This is a genomic window from Austwickia chelonae (assembly GCF_003391095.1).
GTDB classification, from domain to species: Bacteria; Actinomycetota; Actinomycetes; order Actinomycetales; family Dermatophilaceae; genus Austwickia; species Austwickia chelonae_A.
Map to the genome: position 1 here is coordinate 1,767,997 of NZ_CP031447.1, position 20,481 is coordinate 1,788,477.

The following is a 20,481-nucleotide window of genomic DNA, read 5'->3' on the forward strand; positions in this document are numbered from 1 at the left end:
GAGCAGTCGTAGAATGGAATTCATGCGTCGCGCCAAAATCGTTTGCACCATCGGACCTGCCGTCGATTCCCCTGAGAAAATCCGTGCCCTCGTCGACGCGGGCATGGATGTTGCCCGCATCAACCGGTCTCACGGCTCCTACGAAGACGCCGAACGTCACATCGCCTTGGTGCGACGTGCGGCAGAGCAGGCCGGCCGTCAGGTCGGCGTGCTTGTAGACCTGCAAGGCCCCAAGATCCGTACTGGTCGGTTCGCCACCGGACCGGTCCTGCTGAACGAAGGTGATCAGTTCACGATCACCATCGATGACATTGAAGGTGATGGAGAGCGCGTCTCCACCACGTTCAAAGGCTTGACCGGGGACGTGCGGGCAGGTGACACACTCCTCGTCGATGACGGCAAGATCACGCTTCGTGCTGTCGAGGTCACCCCGACCGACGTCGTGACCGAGGTGGTCGAGGGCGGCACCATCTCCAACAACAAGGGCATCAACCTGCCTGGCGTTCCAGTCAGCGTTCCTGCTCTCTCGGAGAAGGACGAAGAAGACCTTCGGTGGGCGCTGCGCATCGGCGCTGACTGGATCGCGCTCTCCTTCGTCCGTGACGCCCGCGATGTCATCCGCTGCCACGAGATCATGGAAGACGAACAGGTACGTCGTCCGGTTCTCGCCAAGGTTGAGAAACCTCAGGCTGTCGCTAATTTGGCGGAGATCATCCGTGCTTTCGACGGCATCATGGTCGCTCGAGGCGACCTCGGTGTGGAGATGCCGCTGGAAGAAGTGCCGCTCGTCCAGAAGCAAGCCATCGCGTTGGCTCGTCGCGAGGCCAAGCCGGTCATCGTCGCCACTCAGGTGCTCGAGTCGATGATCGACAACAGTCGCCCGACCCGCGCAGAAGCGAGCGACTGCGCCAATGCCGTGCTCGACGGTGCGGACGCGATCATGCTTTCCGGCGAGACCAGCGTGGGATCTTGGCCGATCAACGCGGTCAAGACCATGGCCAGGATCATCGAGAACACAGAGGACCACGGGCTTTCCCGCATCCCTCCGCTGGGTACTGAGCCCTCCACGGTAGGCGGCGCTGTGACGGCGGCCGCAGCACGGATCGGGAATTCCCTTCAGGCCAAGTACCTGGTCTGTTTCACCTCGTCCGGTGACTCGGCCCGACGGATGTCTCGGGTACGTTCCGGTCTGCCGATGCTCGCTTTCACCACTGATGCGGAGACAGCACGTCGTCTGACCCTGACGTGGGGCATTCGGGCTTTCATCGTTCCACAGTTCAGCCACATGTCGACCATGGTCGAAGCTGTCGACCAGGCGCTCCTCGCAGAAGGGGTCGTAACTCAAGGGGACGTCCTCGTTGTGGTCGCAGGTCGCCCTTTCGGTGTGAGCGGCACCACGAACTCCTTGCGGGTGCATGTCGTGGGAAGCCTCGATAGCTGATCGATGTCATGAGGTAACGGCCCGGTCGATGAGGCCCGGGCCGTTGCCCAGACATCGACCTCGTGCACGCGGCACCGTAAGAGTGACGTATAGTGGGCGGGCACGCCGGGATGGTGGAATGGCAGACACGGAGCACTCAAAATGCTTTGACCGAAAGGTCGTGCGGGTTCAAGTCCCGCTCCCGGCACTCTTCAAGCTTTAACGGCACGCTTTGTGGGTGCGCTCTTTACCCCTACGGGACTGTTTTCCGAACGCCGTTCGGCAGGAAGTTTCCTGCCCTGAGAGGCGATGCCGGTCTTGATGCCTGGCCGGACGCCTCTAGGATGTTTTCGTGACCGACACACCTTCCAATCCCATCCCCACACCACCGCCGTCTGCTGCAGCCACTACAGAGCCTGCAGCAGAGAAACCATCCGGACTGCTGCGAGTCGTCGTCGCCGAAGACGAGGCACTCATCCGGCTGGATCTGGCAGAAATGCTCACCGACAGCGGGTACGAGGTAGTCGGTCAAGCCAGCGACGGAGAGCATGCACTCGAGCTATCTCGTCAGCATCGTCCAGATCTTGTCATCTTGGACGTCAAGATGCCTGTCATGGACGGCATCACTGCTGCTGAGGTCATCGGTAAGGAACGGATCGCTCCTTGCGTCATGTTGACCGCGTTCAGCGACCGTGACCTGGTTGAGCGCGCTCGTGACGCTGGAGTCATGGCTTACGTGGTGAAGCCCTTCACCATTGACGATCTGCGTCCTGCTCTCGACATCGCGCGCTCACGTTGGGTCGAGCTCCATGCACTCGAAGCTGAGATCGCAGACCTCGGAGAGCGACTGGAGACCCGGAAGGCTGTCGACCGCGCCAAAGGCGTGTTGATGGAGCAAATGGGGCTCACAGAGTCGGAGGCCTTCCGATGGATCCAGAAGACGGCCATGGACCGCAGGCTTGGAATGCGTGAGGTCGCTCAGCTGGTCGTCGACGGTCTGCCCGGCGGTAAGAAGAAGCGCTGACCGGACATCGCTTTTCCTGGTGTGTGTCGGGCCTACGCCGGTAGGTCCGACACACACCTACCGCGCATACCAGAAGAGGCACCCCCGGGCAGGTCAACCCTTTTGGTCCTTCTCCGTCCGCGGTTGAACAAGCATGCAGGACAGTCTGGCTGTACACACCAAATGTTGGAGGTCGTCCTCGATCTGGATGGCATAGGTCGCGAGGCTGCTACCGGCATGAAGCGGAGTTGCGACCGCGCGCACCGACCCTGACTTGACGGCGCGATGATGAGAACAGCTCAGCTCCACCCCGACAGCGATTCGCCGGTGTCTGGAAGCGTGATGAGCGGCTGCGATGGACCCGACCGTCTCCGCGAGAGCCGCATTGGCACCCCCGTGCAACAACCCGTAAGGCTGTCGGTTGGGAGCAACCGGCATCGTGGCGACACATCGTTCTGATGAGGCCTCGACGATTTCGATACCCATCGCTCCGAGAAGTGTCTCCTCCAAGGGGAGGAGCTCCTGCGAACCCTCAGATCGTGGTGAGGAAGCACTCATCCTGTCTCCTCCGTCATGAGCGAACACCCCACAGAACAGATTCGCCGGTCGGCGCCTCAGAAGGACCTTCGCAGTTGTCAGCTGGTAGGCCTAGGCTGCCACATGTGAACCGACTCCTTCTCCTCGACGGACATTCGCTCGCCTACCGAGCTTTCTTCGCGCTGCCCGCAGAGAACTTCGCCACCAGCACAGGGCAACACACCAATGCTGTCTACGGGTTCACCTCGATGCTGATCAACCTGCTTCGCACAGAGGAACCCTCGCATCTCGCGGTCGCCTTCGACCTGTCCCGGGAGACCTTCCGGGCGAAGGAGTATCCGGAATACAAAGCCGGACGTGCGCAGACTCCCGAAGAATTCCGCGGCCAGGTCGAGTTGATCCAGGAAGTCTTGGATGCCCTGGGCGTTCCTCATATCCAGGTCGAAGCTTTCGAAGCCGACGACATCATCGCCACCTTGGCCGCCTCCGCGTCGACGCAGAGCATGGAGACGCTGATCGTCTCCGGTGACCGAGACGCGCTGCAGCTGGTCGATGAGAGCACCACGCTGCTCTACCCGATCAAGGGAGTTTCTGAACTAGCCCGAATGACTCCTCAAGCGGTCACCGAGAAATATGGGGTTGCACCCGATCGGTACAGCGACCTGGCGGCATTGGTCGGCGAATCAGCTGACAACCTTCCGGGTGTTCCCGGAGTAGGACCCAAAACCGCTGCGAAATGGTTGGGAAAGTACGGGGATCTCACCGGGGTCCTCGACGCGGCACAGGCTGGACAGATCAAGGGAAAGGTCGCAGACAGCCTTCGTGCGCACCTGGACGAGGTCCGGAGGAACCGTCGGCTGAACCAGTTGGTCCGTGAAGTGGCACTTCCAGTGAGCCTCGACCAGACGGTCCGCCGTCCTTGGGACCGGGAAAAGGTACACCAGGTCTTCGACAGTCTCGAGTTCAGAGTGCTGCGGGACCGGCTTTTCGCCACACTTCCAGGCTCTGAACCTGTCAGTGAGAAAGCCGCGGAAGTCAAGGGAAAAGCTCTTGACAGTGCCGAGGTGGCCTCTTGGCTGGCGCGCCATGGGAACGCGGAACGTATCGGTGTCGTCGTAGTCGGTTCCTGGGCCAGAGGGCAAGGAGACGCGGACGCCATAGCTTTGTCCACCTCTACCGAAGCGGCCTATATCGACCTGACCACTTTGGACCCGGACGGTGACGCAGCTCTGGCCAACTGGCTGGCGGATCAGGTCAAAGCCAAGTGCCTGCACGAGGCGAAACCTCAGATTCATGCGCTCGCTTCACGCGGGTACGAGTTGGCCGGAATCGTCCACGACACTGCGCTGGCCGCCTATCTCGTCCGACCGGACCAGCGCTCGTACGATCTCGCAGACCTGGTAGTGCGTCATCTCCAGCGGGAGCTACATACAGAAGAGAAAACGGCGCAACAGGGGATGCTCGACTTCGTCACGGATCAGGGGGAGGCCGTGCAGGAGACGATGCAACGAGCCAGGGCAGTCTTGGACCTCGCCTCAGCGTTGGACACTGTCCTGGCCGAGACCGAGAGTCTTCAGCTGCTGTCGGACATCGAGCTACCTACGGTTCCGGTCTTGACCCGGATGGAGTCGATCGGCATCGCCGTTGACCGGTCTGTCCTGTCCGATCTCGAATCCGAGTTCGCCGAGAAACTTGCTGCAGCTCAAGGGGACGCCTGGTCCGCCAATGATGGAGAAGAAGTCAACCTGGGGTCACCCAAGCAGCTTCAGGTGGTGCTCTTCGAGAAGAAGGGGCTTCCTCGAACCCGGAAGACCAAAACCGGTTATACGACAGACGCAGAAGCGCTCACCGATCTTTTCGCTAAGACCGGTGACCCTTTCCTTGAGGCGCTCCTTCGGCACCGTGATGCAGCGAAGCTTCGAGTCACTGTCGAAGGGCTGCTCAAAGCAGTTGCCGATGATGGCCGGATCCATACCACCTACATGCAGACGATCGCCGCGACCGGCCGGCTCTCTTCGACAGATCCGAATCTGCAGAACATCCCGATCCGGACCGAGGAAGGGCGCCGTATCAGGTCGGCTTTCGTGGTCGGAGAGGGATTCGCCTCGTTGATGTCTGCGGATTACAGCCAGATCGAGATGCGGATCATGGCACATATGTCCCAGGACGAAGGTTTGATCACAGCCTATCGGTCGGGGGAAGACCTGCATCGTTTCGTCGGGGCTCGAGTCTTCGACGTCCGACCTGAGCAGGTGACCAGCGCCATGCGTGCCAAGGTGAAGGCGATGAGTTACGGGCTTGCCTACGGTCTGTCGGCCTTTGGGCTGTCCAAACAGCTGTCGATCTCCACGGTCGAGGCGAACTCCCTGATGGATGCCTATTTCTCCCGTTTCGGGGGAGTGCGCGACTATCTGCAGTCGGTGGTCGACACCGCTCGTAGACAGGGATATACCGAAACGATGATGGGCCGCCGACGGTACCTTCCAGATCTGATGTCCACGAACCGACAACGTCGGGAGATGGCAGAACGGATGGCGTTGAACGCGCCTATCCAGGGATCAGCCGCCGATGTCATGAAATCAGCCATGCTCAAGGTCGACAGCGCGCTCCGACAGGAGGAGCTGTCCTCACGCATTCTGCTGCAGGTGCACGACGAACTCGTCCTGGAAGTGGCGGCAGGGGAGGAGCGCAAGGTCGAAGAGCTGGTCCGCCGTGAGATGGGCTCGGCGGCTGCACTTGATGTGCCCTTGGAGGTCAACGTCGGATCAGGGCGGAGCTGGTTCGATGCTGAGCACTGATTCCGGGACGGCGCACCGGCAGAGATCAGGGCGGAAGAGAACCTTTGCTGCCAGTCACACTCCGATGGCTGCCAATCGGCGGGCGAGGAAACGGGTACGTGTCTCATTGGCGTCCTGAGCCAGCCTCGTGTGCGGAGCCATCTCGGAGAATCCGTGCCAACCGCCGGCCCATAGGTGCATCTCGGTGGGGACACCCGCTCCGATGAGGGCGGTTCCAAAAGCCAGGACGTCATCCCGGAAGAGGTCTTCAGTACCGACATCGAGAAAAGTGGGAGGGAGCCCCCGGAGAACCTCGGGTCGGTCTACAGCCCTGCCTGGTGCCGCATAAAAGGAGATCTCGTCGCGGGGTGCTCCCGACCCGAGGTAGGACTCCCACGCCGTACATGAGCTCACTCGGTCCCAAACTCCGGAGTCCATGTGTTCGAAGGTGGACGGTCGATGATGCCGATCGTCCAGCATCGCATCTTGCAAGATTTGGCATCCGGGTGGTGGAAGACCCAAGTCCCGAACCTGTAGCGAGAAGGAGGCCGCTAGGCAGGCACCAGCGCTCACCCCGAAGACACCGGAACGAGAACGGCTGATGCCGAGGTCGTCGGCATGTTCGTGCATCCATGACCAGACAGCGGTCACATCTTCCAATGCGGCCGGGTGGCGATACTCAGGCGCCAGCCGGTATCCGACGGAGACCACGACCACGCCGAGCCGCTCGACCCATCGGGCAAGCGCCGGAGTTCCGCTGTAAGCGGTGCCGGTGACCATGCCTCCACCGTGACATGCCAGGACCACCGGTCTGGGGCCGGTGTACGGGGTCGTCGGCCAGAGAATGACGACAGGGACTTCAGGGTGATCTCCACAGGCTGGGACAAGTCGTTCTTCCGGCCACACATGTCCGGAACGTCGAAGACTCTCCGGTTCAGGACGCCATTGATCGCTCAGCATGCGTAGACGCGGGATGTCCTCAGGACGGAGGCTGTGTTCGTCGACCGATCCTTGAGCGGCCAAGGGTGCCAGCTCAGGGTCGTAACACGGGGCGCGCCGGGCAGCCAACTGTTCGGAGCTGAGTTCCTGTGATGCCCGCGTGGTCGTCATCCGTCCATGCTGCCGCAGACCTGGGTCGAGGCCACGGCAGCGAGTCCGTGACAGCGCGGATCTGCGGCAGATGGTCAGAACAAACCGACGACCTGGCCGTCCGCGTCGATGTCGATGCGCTCGGCTGCGGGGCTCTTGGAGAGCCCCGGCATGGTCCGCATTTCTCCGCAGATGGCGTAGACGTAGCCTGCTCCTGCGGCGAGTCGGACCTCCCGGACGGGGAGTGTCCATCCTGTGGGTGCGCCACGCAACGTCGGATCGTGGGAGATGGACAGGTGGGTCTTCGCCATCACGACAGGCATGTTGCCGTAACCAAGCCGTTCGAACTCGGCAAGGTGCTTCTCCGCCTCCGGCGCGTAGGCGACGTGGTCTGCGCCGTACACCTTCGTAGCCACCGCTGTGAGCTTGTCCTTCAACGGAGCATCGAGTTCGTAGGTGTAGCGGAAGTCATGAGGTTCGTCACAGGCGGCCGTGACGGCTTGAGCGAGGGCGACTGCTCCTACGCCGCCATCGACGACATGGGTGCTGGTGGCGACCCGTGCGCCGGCTTCCCTCGCGATTTCACGGATCACTTCGTGTTCGCTCTCGTGGTCGTCCGGGAACACGTTGATGGCCACGACGGGGGAAATACCGAACCCGGAGAGGATCTGCAGATGTTTGCGGAGGTTGTCGGCTCCGGCCCGGACGTCGTCGGGGTTCTCCTGGAGCATGGCCGGCGGCAGCGGTTTACCCGCAGACACCTTGTAACGGCCGGAGTGGGTCTTCAATGCTCGTACGGTCACCACGAGGACGGCGGCGTCGGGTTGTAGCCCAGATTCGCGGCATTTGACGTTGAAGAAGCGCTCGGCACCCATGTCGGAACCGAACCCGGCTTCGGTGATCAAGTAGTCACCCATCCGGATCCCGACGAGGTCAGCGATGATCGAGCTGTTGCCGGTAGCGATATTGCCGAAAGGTCCGGCATGGATCAGCACCGGTGTGTGTTCGATGGTCTGCATGAGATTCGGCTTGATGGCCTCGCGCATGATCACGGTCATGGCCCCGGCGGCTTTGAGGTCTTCGGCGGTGACCGGGTCACCACAGAAGGTGTATCCCACCACGATCCGCCCGAGCCTGCGGCGCAGGTCCTGAAGTGATGTCGCGAGTGCGAGTGCGACACCGACCTCGGAAGCAGCAGTGATATCGAAACCGGACTGTCTGGGGACACCGTCGATCCGGGCACCGAGCCCGAGGACGACGTTACGGAGGGAACGATCGTTGATGTCGACGACGCGCCGCCAAGAGATTCGGCGGGGGTCGATGCCGAGTTCATTTCCGTGGTGCAGGTGGTTGTCGAGCATCGCGGACAGCATGTTGTGTGCTGCTGTAATGGCGTGGAAGTCTCCGGTGAGATGCAGGTTCAGCGTTTCCATGGGGACGACCTGGCTGTACCCTGCGCCGGCGGCCCCTCCCTTGATCCCGAAAGTCGGTCCCATGGAGGGTTGACGCAATGCGAGGGTGGCGCGTTTGCCCAAGTGTTTGAAGCCTTGAGCCAGGCCGACGGCGGTGGTGGTCTTACCCTCTCCGAGCGGTGTCGGGGTGATGGCGGTCACGACCACATATTTAGCTCGTGGCTGATCTGACATGGCGTTGACGGCGGTGTCGGCGATCTTGGCCACGGCGTTTCCGTAGGGTTCCAGATGATCGGCGGCGATGCCTGCGTCCAGAGCGATCTGACCGAGTGGAGCCAGAGTGGTTCGTCGCGCTATTTCCAGGTCTGAAGGCAGTGATGTGCTCACGTGGGCATCGTGACAAGTCCAGTAGAGGTCGCGCAGCTGTTTTCTGTAATTCGCTGGTGGTGGGTTTGTCACTTGTGGTGTACATCAGACTCGAGGCGTTCTGCACTCAGGATGAGCGTTCCTGGGATGAGCCGTCCTCGAAGGGGTGACCAGCCACCCCAAGTTCGTTCGTTTCCCTCTGGCCATTCCGGTTCGAGGACCCCGGTCAGGGAAAATCCTGCTTGGAGAAGTTCGGCGACCCGGTCTGCCAGGGTGCGGTGATGCTCGGCGTACACCACTTTCGAATCAAGGCGTTCCACATAAGGGGTGCGGTCGAAGTAAGAACGATGGACGGTGAGTCCGGCTACGTCTGGAGAGTCCGGGAAAGCCCAACGTAAGGGGTGCGTCACGGAAAAGACCCATCGTCCACCTGGCCGGAGGACACGAGCGACTTCGTGCATGAGGATCGCGCTGTCCGCGACGAAAGGGACTGCCCCATAGGCGGAGAAGGCGATGTCGAAGGATCCGTCGGCGAAGGGGAGCGCGCAGGCGTCACACTGCACGTAGACCGGGCGTGGCGAGTCGGAGCCTGCGTCAATGGCATGGGCTTGGGTCAGCATCCCGCTGGAGAGGTCCGTGGCCACGACGCGTCCTCCGGCGGAAGCCACCCATCGGGCACCTTGTGCTGCTCCACATCCGATCTCGAGGACGTCCTGTCCTTCGACCTCGCCGAGCAGATGTGCTTCGGACTCCTGGAGGCCCTCGGGTCCCCAGACAAGTTCGTGATCGCCCAGGAAAGACCCGTGCTCTTCGTAATATCCGGCGGCTTCGCTGTCCCACCACTGCCTGTTCCCTGCGATGCTCTCGGCTTGGCCTGCAGGTCCGTATCCAGCGTCCTGCAGGGAAAATCCGTCGAGTTGACGGTCGTCGGTCGTCATATCTCCAGTCTCGGTCAGAAGGAGCAGGGGAACACACATGGCGAGGAAAGGCCGACTCCGCTTTGCTCGGATGGGCCCCACCCGATAGGGTGGATCAGCGGATACGCGTGCGCGCGTGTCACTTCATGTGTTTGTCACTCGCTGCTACCAACCGAACTACCGGAATGGCGGGGTTCTCTTGGGCACGCGAAGTGGCAGGCACAACGAACATCCCTGTAAGCCGGGGTACGGGTCCGATATCCGTGCCCCTTGACGTCCTGTCCACCAATCGGAGCCCCGACTACATGACTGCCAGCCCGGCCACCAACGAGATCGCGATCAACGACATCGGTTCGGAAGAGGACCTGCTCGCGGCGATCGACGCCACCATCAAGCACTTCAACGACGGAGACATCGTCGAAGGAGTGATCGTCAAGGTCGACCGCGATGAGGTCCTCCTTGACATTGGCTACAAGACAGAGGGCGTCATCCCCTCTCGTGAGCTGTCCATCAAGCACGATGTCGACCCGGGCGAGGTCGTCACCGTCGGTGACGAGGTAGAGGCCCTCGTTCTCCAGAAGGAGGACAAGGAAGGTCGTCTGATCCTCTCCAAGAAGCGCGCCCAGTACGAGCGCGCTTGGGGCACGATCGAAAAGATCAAGGAAGAGGACGGGGTCGTCACCGGTACCGTCATCGAGGTCGTCAAGGGTGGTCTCATCCTGGACATCGGCCTCCGCGGCTTCCTCCCCGCTTCGCTCGTCGAGATGCGTCGCGTCCGCGACCTCCAGCCCTACGTCGGCAAGGAGATCGAGGCCAAGATCATCGAGCTGGACAAGAACCGCAACAACGTGGTCCTGTCTCGCCGTGCATGGCTGGAGCAGACCCAGTCCGAGGTGCGTACCACCTTCCTCAAGGAGCTCCAGAAGGGCCAGGTCCGCACGGGACAGGTCTCTTCGATCGTCAACTTCGGTGCCTTCGTAGACCTGGGCGGCGTCGACGGCCTCGTTCACGTCTCCGAGCTCTCCTGGAAGCACATCGACCACCCCTCGGAGGTTGTCGAGGTCGGTCAGGAAGTCACCGTCGAGGTTCTCGACGTCGACATGGACCGCGAGCGCGTCTCCCTGTCCCTCAAGGCGACTCAGGAAGACCCGTGGCAGCACTTCGCCCGCACCCACGCCATCGGACAGGTCGTCCCGGGTAAGGTCACCAAGCTCGTTCCGTTCGGTGCCTTCGTCCGCGTCGACGACGGAATCGAGGGCCTGGTCCACATCTCGGAGCTGGCCGAGCGCCACGTGGAGCTGCCGGAGCAGGTCGTTACCGTCGGAACCGACATCTTCGTCAAGGTCATCGACATCGACCTCGAGCGTCGTCGTATCTCTCTCTCGCTCAAGCAGGCCAACGACGCTGCTGTCGCGACGAACGAGTTCGACCCCACGCTGTACGGCATGGCTGCCGAGTACGACGAGCAGGGCAACTACAAGTACCCCGAGGGCTTCGACCCGGAGACCAACGAGTGGCTGCCGGGCCACGAGGCGGCTCGCGAGCGCTGGGAGAAGCAGTACGCCGATGCCCACGCTCGTTGGGAAGCACACCGCACCCAGGTCGAAGAAGCACTCAAGGCGGACGCCGACGCGGCAGTCGCAGGGGAAGCAGCTCCGGCTTCCTACTCCTCCAGCGCGGCTGCCACTGCGGCTCCCGCCGAGGGGACGCTTGCTTCCGACGAGGCGCTCGCCGCTCTCCGCGAGAAGCTGACCGGCAACTGAGCTTCTGTTGCCAATGTCTCCAACGAAATAGTGTGCTGAAGGCTTAGCTCTGCAGCATTCGCAGAAAGGGGTCTTTCCCGGTGATCACCGGGAAAGACCCCTTTCGTGTAGATATGTACAACGCGGCCGAACAACATCTTGTTGATCTCGATGTGGGCAGATCTGCACCGTCTTTTCTCCTCGCCCGTCACCCTGAGTGAGAAGACCATGCCCCTTCGGTAAAGAGCGCTCCTGGGGTCGCACGGATTCTTGATGCAGAAAGTCTGCCCGGTCAACGGGTTCCCCTCAGTGTTGGTCGGAATACCTGACCTTGGAGAGCTACTTTCATTACCCTCAGTCGAATGGAGAGTGTTATCGGCATGTCAGTGCAAAAACCTTGGCAGCGAGAATCTCTTGACGTTCAAGCTCATGCTGGAGCGCAGGGATACTACGTAGGAAACACCTGGTCGGCTTTTGAAGAAGCAGTTCGTTGCGGCGCATCGAACATGGAACTCGATGTTCGGGTCACCGAAGATGGAGTTCCGGTGATCTGGCACGACATGGAGATCACACCACGAGAAGTCCGGGCCCAGGATAAGCGCCTCTACGGATGTCGAATCGACGAGTTATCCTTTGATCGCTTACGCCAGGTTGAAGTTGGTGGGGTCCTTGACCCTCAATTTCCTGGGCAGCGCCGTGGCCAGGACCTGAATATATTGAAGTTGTCAGATCTTTTTATCAGGCTTTCGCGGATCTCCCCCGAGGTCTGGTTTACCGTCGAGGTCAAATTGGAGTCCTTTGACTCTCGTCAAACAGATCGACGACGAATGATCGTGGATGCGGTCTTGGCTGCCATCGATGCCGGAGGTGTTCAGGAGCGAGTAACCATGCACAGCTTCGACTGGGAGTGTTTGACAGTCGTGGCTGAACGGGCACCGGACCTTCCCCGGTCGGCTTTAGTCGCTCATGGCGAGACCTGGATCCCGGGAAGTCCTCACGTCGGAGAACGCGTTTACGAGCTGAACGGAGGCGATGCCGCTTTGGCTGCTTATCGGCTCGGAGCGCAGGTGATCGCGCCTCGATTCCGCGCCGAGGACGGACGAATCGTTGTCGATAAGGCTCTGGTCGACCGGGCACATTCGTTGGGATTAGCGGTGGTCCCCTGGACCGTAGACGCAGCAGGGGAACAGACTTCCCTGATCAGGGCCGGCGTCGACGGGATCGTGACCAACTATCCAGATCGGCTTTGCGGAATCACAATCGAACCACGCTGATACGCAAAGCTCCCATGATCGGTTCGTCGGACCTAGAGTGATGTCATGTTGCACGTAGGGCTTACCGGCGGAATCGGTTCAGGGAAATCGACGGTCGCACGGCGGCTTGCGCAGCATGGCGCGGTGGTGATAGACGCCGACGCCCTGGCACGTGAGGTCGTCGCACCGGGGACACCCGGTCTGGAAAAGGTGCGCTTGCGGTTCGGTGACGATGTCGTCGGGCCTCGTGGGGAGTTGGACAGGCGAGCCTTGGCCAGCATCGTTTTTGACGACGAGAAGGCTCGTGTCGACCTGGAGTCGATCACCCATCCGCTGGTAGCCGCACGAAGCGCTGAACTGCTCGCTCAGGCGGGCGAGCAGAGCATCGTGGTCCATGACGTCCCGTTGCTCGTGGAAAATCACCTGGGGCCGGACTATCACCTCGTGGTAGTTGTTGAAGCATCCGCTGAGGTCAGAGTGCAGCGGTTAACCGGACAGCGCGGAATGCCTGAGGCAGACGCGGTTGCTCGGATGGCACACCAGGCTGGAGATGAACAGCGTACGGCTTGCGCTGATGCCGTTCTCAGCAATGATGGGACCCTCGAACAGTTGGAGTCCATGGTCGACCGGCTCTGGGCTGAGCGCCTTGCGCCTTTCGAAGAGAATCTGCGATATGACCGTCTGCATGTCCAATCAGATCTCCCGGTCACCAGCGCGTATAAGGAAGACTGGCCGCAGCAAGCAGAGCGGATCATCGAAAGATTAAGCCGGATCCTTGGTGTGCGGGCGCCCGAGTTGGAGCACGTTGGGTCAACCTCGGTACCCGGAATGCCTGGAAAGGATGTCATCGACATCCAGATCGGGGTCACTGATCTGCGGAGCGCTGACGATCCCGAGTTCATCGAGGCTTTGGCTCGAGGGGGTTTCCCGAGGGTCGACAAGATTCGGATGGATCATCCGACCGGTGAACTCCTGGATCCGTCATTGTGGGTGAAGCGCTTCCACGGGTCCTGCGATCCTGGCCGGATCGTGCACATCCACGTCCGTGAGGCAGACAGCCCAGGATGGCAGTCCGCATTGCTCTTCCGGGACTGGCTGTGTGCGAACCCAGATGCAGCTGACGAGTACGTGCAGGTCAAAAACGAGCTTGCCGCTCGACATGACTCTGCGCGAGCTTATGCGGAGGCCAAAGAGCCCTGGTTCGAGGAAGTGTGGCCTCGCATTACCGCCTGGGCGCAGAGGTCAGGGTGGCGATCCTGAAAAGCCATGGATCTCATGCTTTCAGCGCCTGAGCACAACACCTAAGCTTGAGAATTCAGCCTGCGCTGAGCCATGTTCGGATGTCGTCCGCGGCATTACGGACATTGACCACGACAGTTCCCAGTGGAACGTCTCGGGCGCTCACCGCCAGCAGCAGGTGTCCCAGAGGCTCTTGGACGAGGCTCACCATCACGGTGTGGGTGGTCTCAGAGGTCAGGTGCACCAAGGTCTTCATAGGCGATGCGCCATCACCCTGCACGATTTCTGTTTGTGCTGAAGAGACCGCGAACATGGAGCTGTTCAAGGCAGCCAACCGGCCAACGTCTTCCGGGGCGATACCAACCGCACACAGGTTCAGCCCGTCAGCAGTGCTGAGGATCGCTGAAGTCATCGTCGGGAGGTGCTCCCGGAGCTGTTCGAGCCGGGGTAGCGCCGTTTTGCCGATAATGGTCGACCACAGCTCCCACTGGGTGGCGATCCCCTCATGCATGTGTACTTCGTGATGGGCATCGTCGTCATTTGCCAGAGACGAGCCGAGCTGTGCGTCGTCATCGGCCGTTTCGGTGCTCACGTGCTGCTCCTTCATGAGGCGGCGGGCGGCAGATCTGCCGAAGCTGTGGGAAGTTGGAGCGCGGCCAAGATGACTTCGACGACGTCAGCGGACTGGCGCGGATCTGCGTCGAGCACGACGATATTCGGGCTGTAGTCACGGACGCGAGCCCGATACGCATCGAGCGGAGGTGCTTGAGGAGCTCCTTCTCGTCTGGTTATCGCGATGACCAGACGACCCCACACCGAGGCATCGCCGATGCGTTCGATCCATTCGGCAGCTTCTTGGACTCCGTTGGTGTGGTCTCCATAGAGCCACAGCACGATGCTGCCTCGACGCGCGACGACTGATGCCCGGGTTGAGGAGAAGCGTACTTGTCCGGGCGTGCCGATGAGACTTACCCGGATCCCTGAGGGGGCCGTCCATTCGCCATAGTCGATGCCGACCGTGGTCGTCTTCTTGTCGTTGAAGCTGTCAGCGCGGACGGCGATCGCTGCACGCATAACTTCGGTGCTGATGACAGGCACCTGGGAAACCGATCGGACGGCAGTCGTTTTGCCCACCCCGAGCGGCCCTATGAATGCCACTTGCTGTTGTGTCGTCGGCCCCAGGACGATAGGCATTCCACTGCTTCCACTTGCACTCACAGTATTCAGCTTGCCATGCTCAAGGGACACCAAATGACGATAATCCGCATTTGGCCAGGTCACAGGCGTTGTATTCTTGCGCATGAGTGGGTCGGACGTCTGACCATCTACTATTGGACCAGATGGCTGCGACGAGATGTGTATCGCAGCTACTTCGTCGGGCTTCGTCAGAGCAGCCCAAAGCGAGCACATCGACATCGAAAGGGAACTCATGGTCAACCAGGACCAGATGACGGAGATCATCAACGCCATCGAGGCCGACACCAATGGCTTCATGGGTGCTTCGATCGTGGACGCCGAGACAGGGATGCCGTTGGCTGGTAAGTCTCGTCTCGCCGACTTCGACCTCGAAGCTGCCAGCGCCTACAACACCGAGATGGTCAAAGCCAAGCAGAAGACCATTCGCGTCCTCAACATCCAGAGCGAGCTCGAGGACATGCTGCTCACCCTCGGTGACCAGCTGCACCTGATCAAGATGATCACCCCCACCACTTTCCTCTACCTCGCGGCTTCGCGTCAGGACACCAACCTGGCGCTGCTTCGCGCTTCCGTGAACCGCCACGTGGCTCGCCTGATCAACAAGTGAGTTGATCCCGCACGGAGATCAATCGACTGTCGCCCTCCGGACCTGAAATGAGTCCGGAGGGCGACGTCATTCTGTGATGCAGTCTCCTGAGGAAGCGGAAGACTTTCGCCCCACTGTAGCCTGCAGTCATGCGGCCCATCACCGACCTGCAGCGTCGAGTCGCCCCTTTCCACGTGACTTCCCAGTTCTCTCCGTCAGGGGACCAGCCGGCGGCAATCGCCGACCTGTCTGCCCGCATCGGGGCGGGGGAGAAGGACATCGTTCTTCTGGGAGCTACCGGGACCGGCAAATCCGCCACCTCGGCATGGCTGATCGAGCAGATCCAACGACCGACCCTGATGCTGGCGCCGAATAAGACTTTGGCAGCCCAGCTGGCTAACGAGCTCCGGGAACTATTTCCCCACAATGCTGTCGAATATTTTGTCAGTTACTATGATTATTACCAGCCAGAAGCCTACGTTCCGCAGACTGACACCTACATTGAGAAGGATTCATCGATCAATGATGAGGTTGAGCGCCTGCGGCATAGTGCGACGAATTCGCTACTGACGCGTCGTGACGTCATCGTAGTGGCTTCAGTTTCTTGCATCTACGGCCTCGGCACACCGCAAGAATATGTAGATCGAATGGTCACCTTGAAGGTCGGGCAGCACATCGATCGTGACCAGCTCCTCCGGCATTTTGTCGAGAATCAATACGTCCGAAATGATATCTCTTTCACCCGGGGGACCTTCCGGGTGAGAGGGGATACGATCGAGATTATCCCGGTATACGAGCAACTAGCCATTCGGATTGAATTATTCGGCGATGAGATCGAATCTCTCTACACTCTTCATCCTTTGACTGGTGAAGTAATCAGAGAGGAAGAGGAGATCTACGTATTCCCTGCCACTCACTATGTCGCAGGCCCAGAAAGAATGGAACGGGCGATTTCAGGCATAGAAGCAGAACTGGATTTACAACTGGCAGGTTTTGAACGGCAAGGGAAGCTTCTCGAGGCACAGCGCCTGCGCATGCGAACAACCTATGACATCGAGATGATGCGCCAGGTGGGCGCGTGTTCGGGAATCGAGAACTATTCGATGCATATCGATGGGCGAAATCCCGGAAGCGCGCCGAACTGTCTTCTCGACTACTTCCCTGAAGACTTCCTGTTGATCATCGACGAATCCCATGTGACTGTTCCACAAATCGGCGCCATGTATGAGGGCGACATGTCGCGCAAGCGAACTCTTGTGGACCATGGCTTCCGACTTCCGAGCGCGATGGATAATCGCCCACTGAAGTGGGAGGAGTTCCTCGACCGGATCGGACAGACGGTATACCTCTCGGCCACCCCAGGGCCCTACGAGCTGGCACAGTCCGATGGCGTCGTCGAGCAGATCATCCGACCAACTGGGCTCGTCGACCCGCAGATCGTGGTCAAACCGACCTCCGGGCAGGTCGACGACCTCCTGGCGGAGATCCGGATTCGTGCTGAGCGCGATGAACGGGTCCTGGTTACGACACTCACCAAGAAGATGGCTGAGGATCTGACCGACTACCTGCTGGAACGTGGTGTACGTGTGCGTTATCTGCACAGCGAGGTCGACACTCTGCGCCGTGTGGAGCTGCTTCGCGAGCTGCGGTTGGGCGAGTTCGACGTCCTGGTGGGGATTAACTTGCTCCGTGAGGGACTTGATCTGCCAGAGGTTGCCCTTGTCAGCATCCTCGATGCGGACAAGGAGGGCTTCCTGCGGTCTGCTCGTAGTCTGATCCAGACCATTGGGCGTGCTGCTCGCAATGTCTCAGGGGAAGTGCACATGTATGCGGATGCAGTGACGCCCTCGATGAGGGAAGCAATCGAGGAGACCGCACGACGTCGCGATAAACAGATGAAATACAATGCCGACCATGACATCGACCCGCAGCCTCTGCGTAAACGCATAGCCGACATCACCGATATGCTGCACCGGGAGGATGCAGACACGGCGACGTTGTTGAATTCGCAACGTTCGAAGGGTCGAGGAGAGACGCGTTCGACGCGAGGCGACAGCATTTCGCGTCCAGCGTCGGAGCTATCAGAGCTCATCGACGAGCTGACTGCACAGATGCACCAAGCTGCTACCGATCTGCGTTTCGAGCTCGCAGCTCGTCTGAGGGACGAGCTGTCCGAGCTGAAGAAGGAACTGAGGCAGATGCAACAAGCGAGCAGGTGACGCTCCGCGGGCAGGCCCCTGGCTCGAGGAGTGCATCCTTCCATGTGGGGGAGGAGTGACGCCCGTAGGCCTGGCAATGCAAAACTACGGGTTCTGCTATCAGCTGGAAGGATCCTGGTGTGACTATCCCCTTGTGGGTCTGGATTTCGGTCACGGCGACCACCGTCGCCGTCCTGCTTTTCGACATCCTTATCGTGGCACGGCGTCCGCGTGTCCCCTCGACCAAGGAATGCGCAGCCTACTTAGCTTGCTACGTGCTGGGGGCAGTGTTTTTCGGTATCGGTGTCTGGATTTTTGCTGGCCATCGTTACGGGGCGGAATTCTTCGCAGGATGGCTGACAGAATATTCGCTGTCCGTCGACAATCTTTTCGTTTTCCTTGTTATCATGGCAAAATTCAAGGTTCCCGAAAGGTTCCAACAGACGGCCTTGATGGTCGGCATCGTGATCGCCTTGATTCTGCGTGCGATATTTATTGCAGCAGGTGCCGCGGTCATCAACCGATTCTCTTGGATGTTCTACATCTTCGGCATATTTCTGATTATCACGGCTTATAAGCTGTTTCGCGAAGCCCTCGCAGACGATGAGGAGGAAGATTTCGAAGAGAATGCCTTCCTTCGCTGGGTGGAGCATCGGTTCCCGGCGACCCAATCGTGGGATGCAGCTCCCCGGCTTCTCACCAACATCGACGGTTCCCGGGTGATGACTCCGATGCTCATCGTGATCCTGGCGCTAGGTACTACCGACCTGCTGTTCGCGCTGGATTCGATTCCTGCGATCTATGGGTTGACCAGCGAGCCCTTCCTCGTGCTGACCGCAAATATCTTCGCCTTGATGGGCTTGCGGCAGTTGTACTTCCTGATCGGCGACCTGCTGAAGCGCCTTGAATACCTAGGGATCGGGCTCTCAGTTCTGCTCGGTTTCATCGGCGTCAAATTGATCCTGCACGCCCTTCACGAGAACACTCTGTTCTTCATCAACGGGGGGCAGGGAGTTCATGCCATTCCCGAAATTCCGATCAGCATCTCCTTGGGGATGATCATCCTCATTCTTGCCGTGACCACGGTCGCCAGCTTGATACGCACGCGCAATACTGCTCGCTGAGGCAGTCCGACGTGACATTCAGAAGATAGCTGTCTCGTCCAGCATCTGAAGCGCCGTTGGCAGGAGACTTCTTTCTCCTGCCAACGGCGCTTTTCTGCGTCGACGGTTGACATTACGACTTGCTCTTGCCGAGGTGCTCCTCGACCACCGGATGTCCATGCCTGCTCGAGGGTCGTCACTCATCTCTCGACGTGATGCGCCAGGGAGAACGCCTCCTGGACAATCGCCCAGTCAGCGCACGAAACGACTTGAAGTCCCTCGCATCTCACATGTCAGCCCATCATGGGCTCCGCTCACCGACGCGCCTTTGTCCATCCTTGACGCTTGCACCCTTACCCGCGAGTATCGTCACCATCGTCGGAGCTGACGACTATTGCGCTCCGGCCTTCCCCGGATTCCGTCGACCGACCATTCCCCTGCGGCCGACAACTAAGAGGAGCAGGCATGCCGCGTAATATCTACAGCGAGGACCACGAAGCCTTTCGCCAGTCCTGTCGAGAATTCGTCGAACGGACTCTGGCCCCTCGTGCCGAGGAGATGATCAACCAGAAACTGATACCTCGGGAAATCTGGGAAGAGGCCGGCAGGCAGGGATTCTTCGGCCTCTGCATCCCTGAAGAATACGGTGGAGCAGGCATCGACGATTACCGGTTCAATGCCGTTCTGGGGGAGGAGCTGGGTAAATTCACCGCCGCTGTTTCTTCGTGCTTCGGGATTCACTCAGATATCACCGCACCTTATCTGGTTCACCTGGGCACCGACGAGCAGAAGAAGAGATGGCTTCCCGGAGTGGCTTCCGGTAAAAAAATCATGTCCATCGGGATGACCGAGCCCTCAGGAGGATCGGATCTCGCTGCCTTGAAAACGACAGCCGTCCTGGCAGATGACGGATCAGGTGACTGGATCATCAACGGTTCAAAAACATTCATCACGAATGGTCATCAGTGCGACCTAGCGGTTGTCGCAGCACGGACAGATCCCGCCAAGGGTGCTCGTGGAATATCATTATTCGTCCTCGAAGCAGGAACCCAGGGATACACCAAGGGAAATAAGCTCGATAAAGTAGGCCAGCCTGAATCTGATACGGCAGAGTTGTTCTTCGACAATGTTCGAGTCACTTCAGGTCATCTTCTCGGCGAAGCCGGGTCCGGGTTCATTGCAATGATGCAACATCTCCCTCAAGAACGCGTTGGAAATGCAATCGCCAATATTGCAAATGCCAAACAGATCCTCCTCGAAACGATCCAGTACACCAAGGATCGCAAAGCCTTCGGGCAACCGATCGGGAGCTTCCAACACAACAAGTTCAAGATCGCCGAGATGGTCACCGCAGTCGAGGTCGCCGAAGCTTATATCGACGACTGCGTCGTCGCGCACGCTGAAGGAAAGCTCACACCCATCGATGCCGCCAAAGCCAAATGGTGGGCATCCCAAGTGCAATGCGACGTTCTCGACGAGTGTGTCCAACTCCACGGCGGATACGGGTTCATGAATGAATATCGGGTCGCTCGTGCCTGGAAGGATGCTCGAGTACACAAGATCTGGGCCGGATCGAACGAGATCATGAAGGAACTCATCGGACGAGACCTCGGGCTGTAAAAACCTCGACCTGCCCCACCAC

General features: G+C 59.9%; 16 protein-coding genes and 1 tRNA gene. 11 read left to right on the plus strand and 6 right to left on the minus strand.

Going from position 1 to position 20,481, the window contains the following annotated elements; all coding sequences use genetic code 11:
• The first annotated feature begins 22 nt into the window (after nt 1-22).
• From pyk to DX923_RS07685, 3 genes are all read left to right on the plus strand, one after another.
• Nucleotides 23-1,441: a pyruvate kinase gene (gene pyk, locus DX923_RS07675; protein ID WP_116116222.1), complete on the plus strand. Its 1,419-nt coding sequence runs from the start codon at nt 23-25 to the stop codon at nt 1,439-1,441.
• 104 nt (nt 1,442-1,545) lie between these two features.
• Nucleotides 1,546-1,628 (plus strand) — tRNA-Leu (locus DX923_RS07680).
• A 144-nt stretch (nt 1,629-1,772) separates the two neighbouring features.
• On the plus strand, nt 1,773-2,444 hold the full coding sequence (locus tag DX923_RS07685) for a response regulator (RefSeq protein ID WP_116113864.1): 672 nt from the start codon (nt 1,773-1,775) through the stop codon (nt 2,442-2,444).
• Between the two features lie 93 nt (nt 2,445-2,537).
• Here DX923_RS07685 and DX923_RS07690 read toward each other — a convergent pair whose 3' ends face one another.
• A complete protein-coding gene (locus DX923_RS07690) occupies nt 2,538-2,981 on the minus strand; it encodes a PaaI family thioesterase (protein WP_116113865.1) in 444 nt (147 codons plus the stop codon).
• 104 nt (nt 2,982-3,085) lie between these two features.
• Here DX923_RS07690 and polA point away from each other — a divergent pair, with 104 nt between their 5' ends.
• A complete protein-coding gene (gene polA / locus DX923_RS07695) occupies nt 3,086-5,758 on the plus strand; it encodes a DNA polymerase I (RefSeq protein WP_116113867.1) in 2,673 nt (890 codons plus the stop codon).
• A gap of 54 nt (nt 5,759-5,812) precedes the next feature.
• On the opposite strand, the gene DX923_RS07700 is transcribed toward polA, so the two are convergent.
• From DX923_RS07700 to DX923_RS07710, 3 genes are all read right to left on the minus strand, one after another.
• Nucleotides 5,813-6,847, minus strand: a complete 1,035-nt coding sequence (locus DX923_RS07700) for an alpha/beta hydrolase (protein ID WP_116113869.1) — start codon at nt 6,845-6,847, stop codon at nt 5,813-5,815.
• A 74-nt stretch (nt 6,848-6,921) separates the two neighbouring features.
• A complete protein-coding gene (locus DX923_RS07705; RefSeq protein ID WP_116113870.1) occupies nt 6,922-8,625 on the minus strand; it encodes a formate--tetrahydrofolate ligase in 1,704 nt (567 codons plus the stop codon).
• Between the two features lie 68 nt (nt 8,626-8,693).
• The gene (locus DX923_RS07710) at nt 8,694-9,542 is read right to left on the minus strand and encodes a class I SAM-dependent methyltransferase (protein ID WP_116113872.1); all 849 of its coding nucleotides are present in this window, start codon (nt 9,540-9,542) and stop codon (nt 8,694-8,696) included.
• Between the two features lie 284 nt (nt 9,543-9,826).
• Here DX923_RS07710 and rpsA point away from each other — a divergent pair, with 284 nt between their 5' ends.
• The 3 genes from rpsA (at nt 9,827) to coaE (ending at nt 13,776) form a co-directional block, all read left to right on the plus strand.
• Nucleotides 9,827-11,284: a 30S ribosomal protein S1 gene (gene rpsA, locus DX923_RS07715; protein WP_116116223.1), complete on the plus strand. Its 1,458-nt coding sequence runs from the start codon at nt 9,827-9,829 to the stop codon at nt 11,282-11,284.
• A gap of 341 nt (nt 11,285-11,625) precedes the next feature.
• Entirely contained in the window at nt 11,626-12,537 is a 912-nt protein-coding gene (locus DX923_RS07720; RefSeq protein ID WP_116113873.1) for a glycerophosphodiester phosphodiesterase family protein, read from the plus strand.
• Between the two features lie 45 nt (nt 12,538-12,582).
• Nucleotides 12,583-13,776, plus strand: coding sequence for a dephospho-CoA kinase (gene coaE / locus DX923_RS07725; protein ID WP_116113875.1), 1,194 nt, complete (start codon nt 12,583-12,585; stop codon nt 13,774-13,776).
• A 55-nt stretch (nt 13,777-13,831) separates the two neighbouring features.
• Here coaE and DX923_RS07730 read toward each other — a convergent pair whose 3' ends face one another.
• Nucleotides 13,832-14,347: a hypothetical protein gene (locus tag DX923_RS07730; RefSeq protein WP_116113876.1), complete on the minus strand. Its 516-nt coding sequence runs from the start codon at nt 14,345-14,347 to the stop codon at nt 13,832-13,834.
• Nucleotides 14,348-14,358: 11 nt separating this feature from the next.
• On the minus strand, nt 14,359-14,853 hold the full coding sequence (locus tag DX923_RS07735; protein WP_240322799.1) for a hypothetical protein: 495 nt from the start codon (nt 14,851-14,853) through the stop codon (nt 14,359-14,361).
• A gap of 331 nt (nt 14,854-15,184) precedes the next feature.
• On the opposite strand from DX923_RS07735, the gene DX923_RS07740 reads away from it, so the two are divergent.
• The 4 genes from DX923_RS07740 (at nt 15,185) to DX923_RS07755 (ending at nt 20,459) form a co-directional block, all read left to right on the plus strand.
• Nucleotides 15,185-15,559, plus strand: a complete 375-nt coding sequence (locus tag DX923_RS07740) for a hypothetical protein (RefSeq protein WP_162872845.1) — start codon at nt 15,185-15,187, stop codon at nt 15,557-15,559.
• A gap of 128 nt (nt 15,560-15,687) precedes the next feature.
• Complete coding sequence (uvrB, locus tag DX923_RS07745) at nt 15,688-17,757, plus strand: excinuclease ABC subunit UvrB (protein WP_116113881.1); 2,070 nt, start codon at nt 15,688-15,690, stop codon at nt 17,755-17,757.
• Nucleotides 17,758-17,876: 119 nt separating this feature from the next.
• The gene (locus tag DX923_RS07750; protein WP_116113885.1) at nt 17,877-18,860 is read left to right on the plus strand and encodes a TerC/Alx family metal homeostasis membrane protein; all 984 of its coding nucleotides are present in this window, start codon (nt 17,877-17,879) and stop codon (nt 18,858-18,860) included.
• A gap of 444 nt (nt 18,861-19,304) precedes the next feature.
• A complete protein-coding gene (locus tag DX923_RS07755) occupies nt 19,305-20,459 on the plus strand; it encodes an acyl-CoA dehydrogenase family protein (RefSeq protein ID WP_116113887.1) in 1,155 nt (384 codons plus the stop codon).
• Nucleotides 20,460-20,481: the final 22 nt, after the last annotated feature.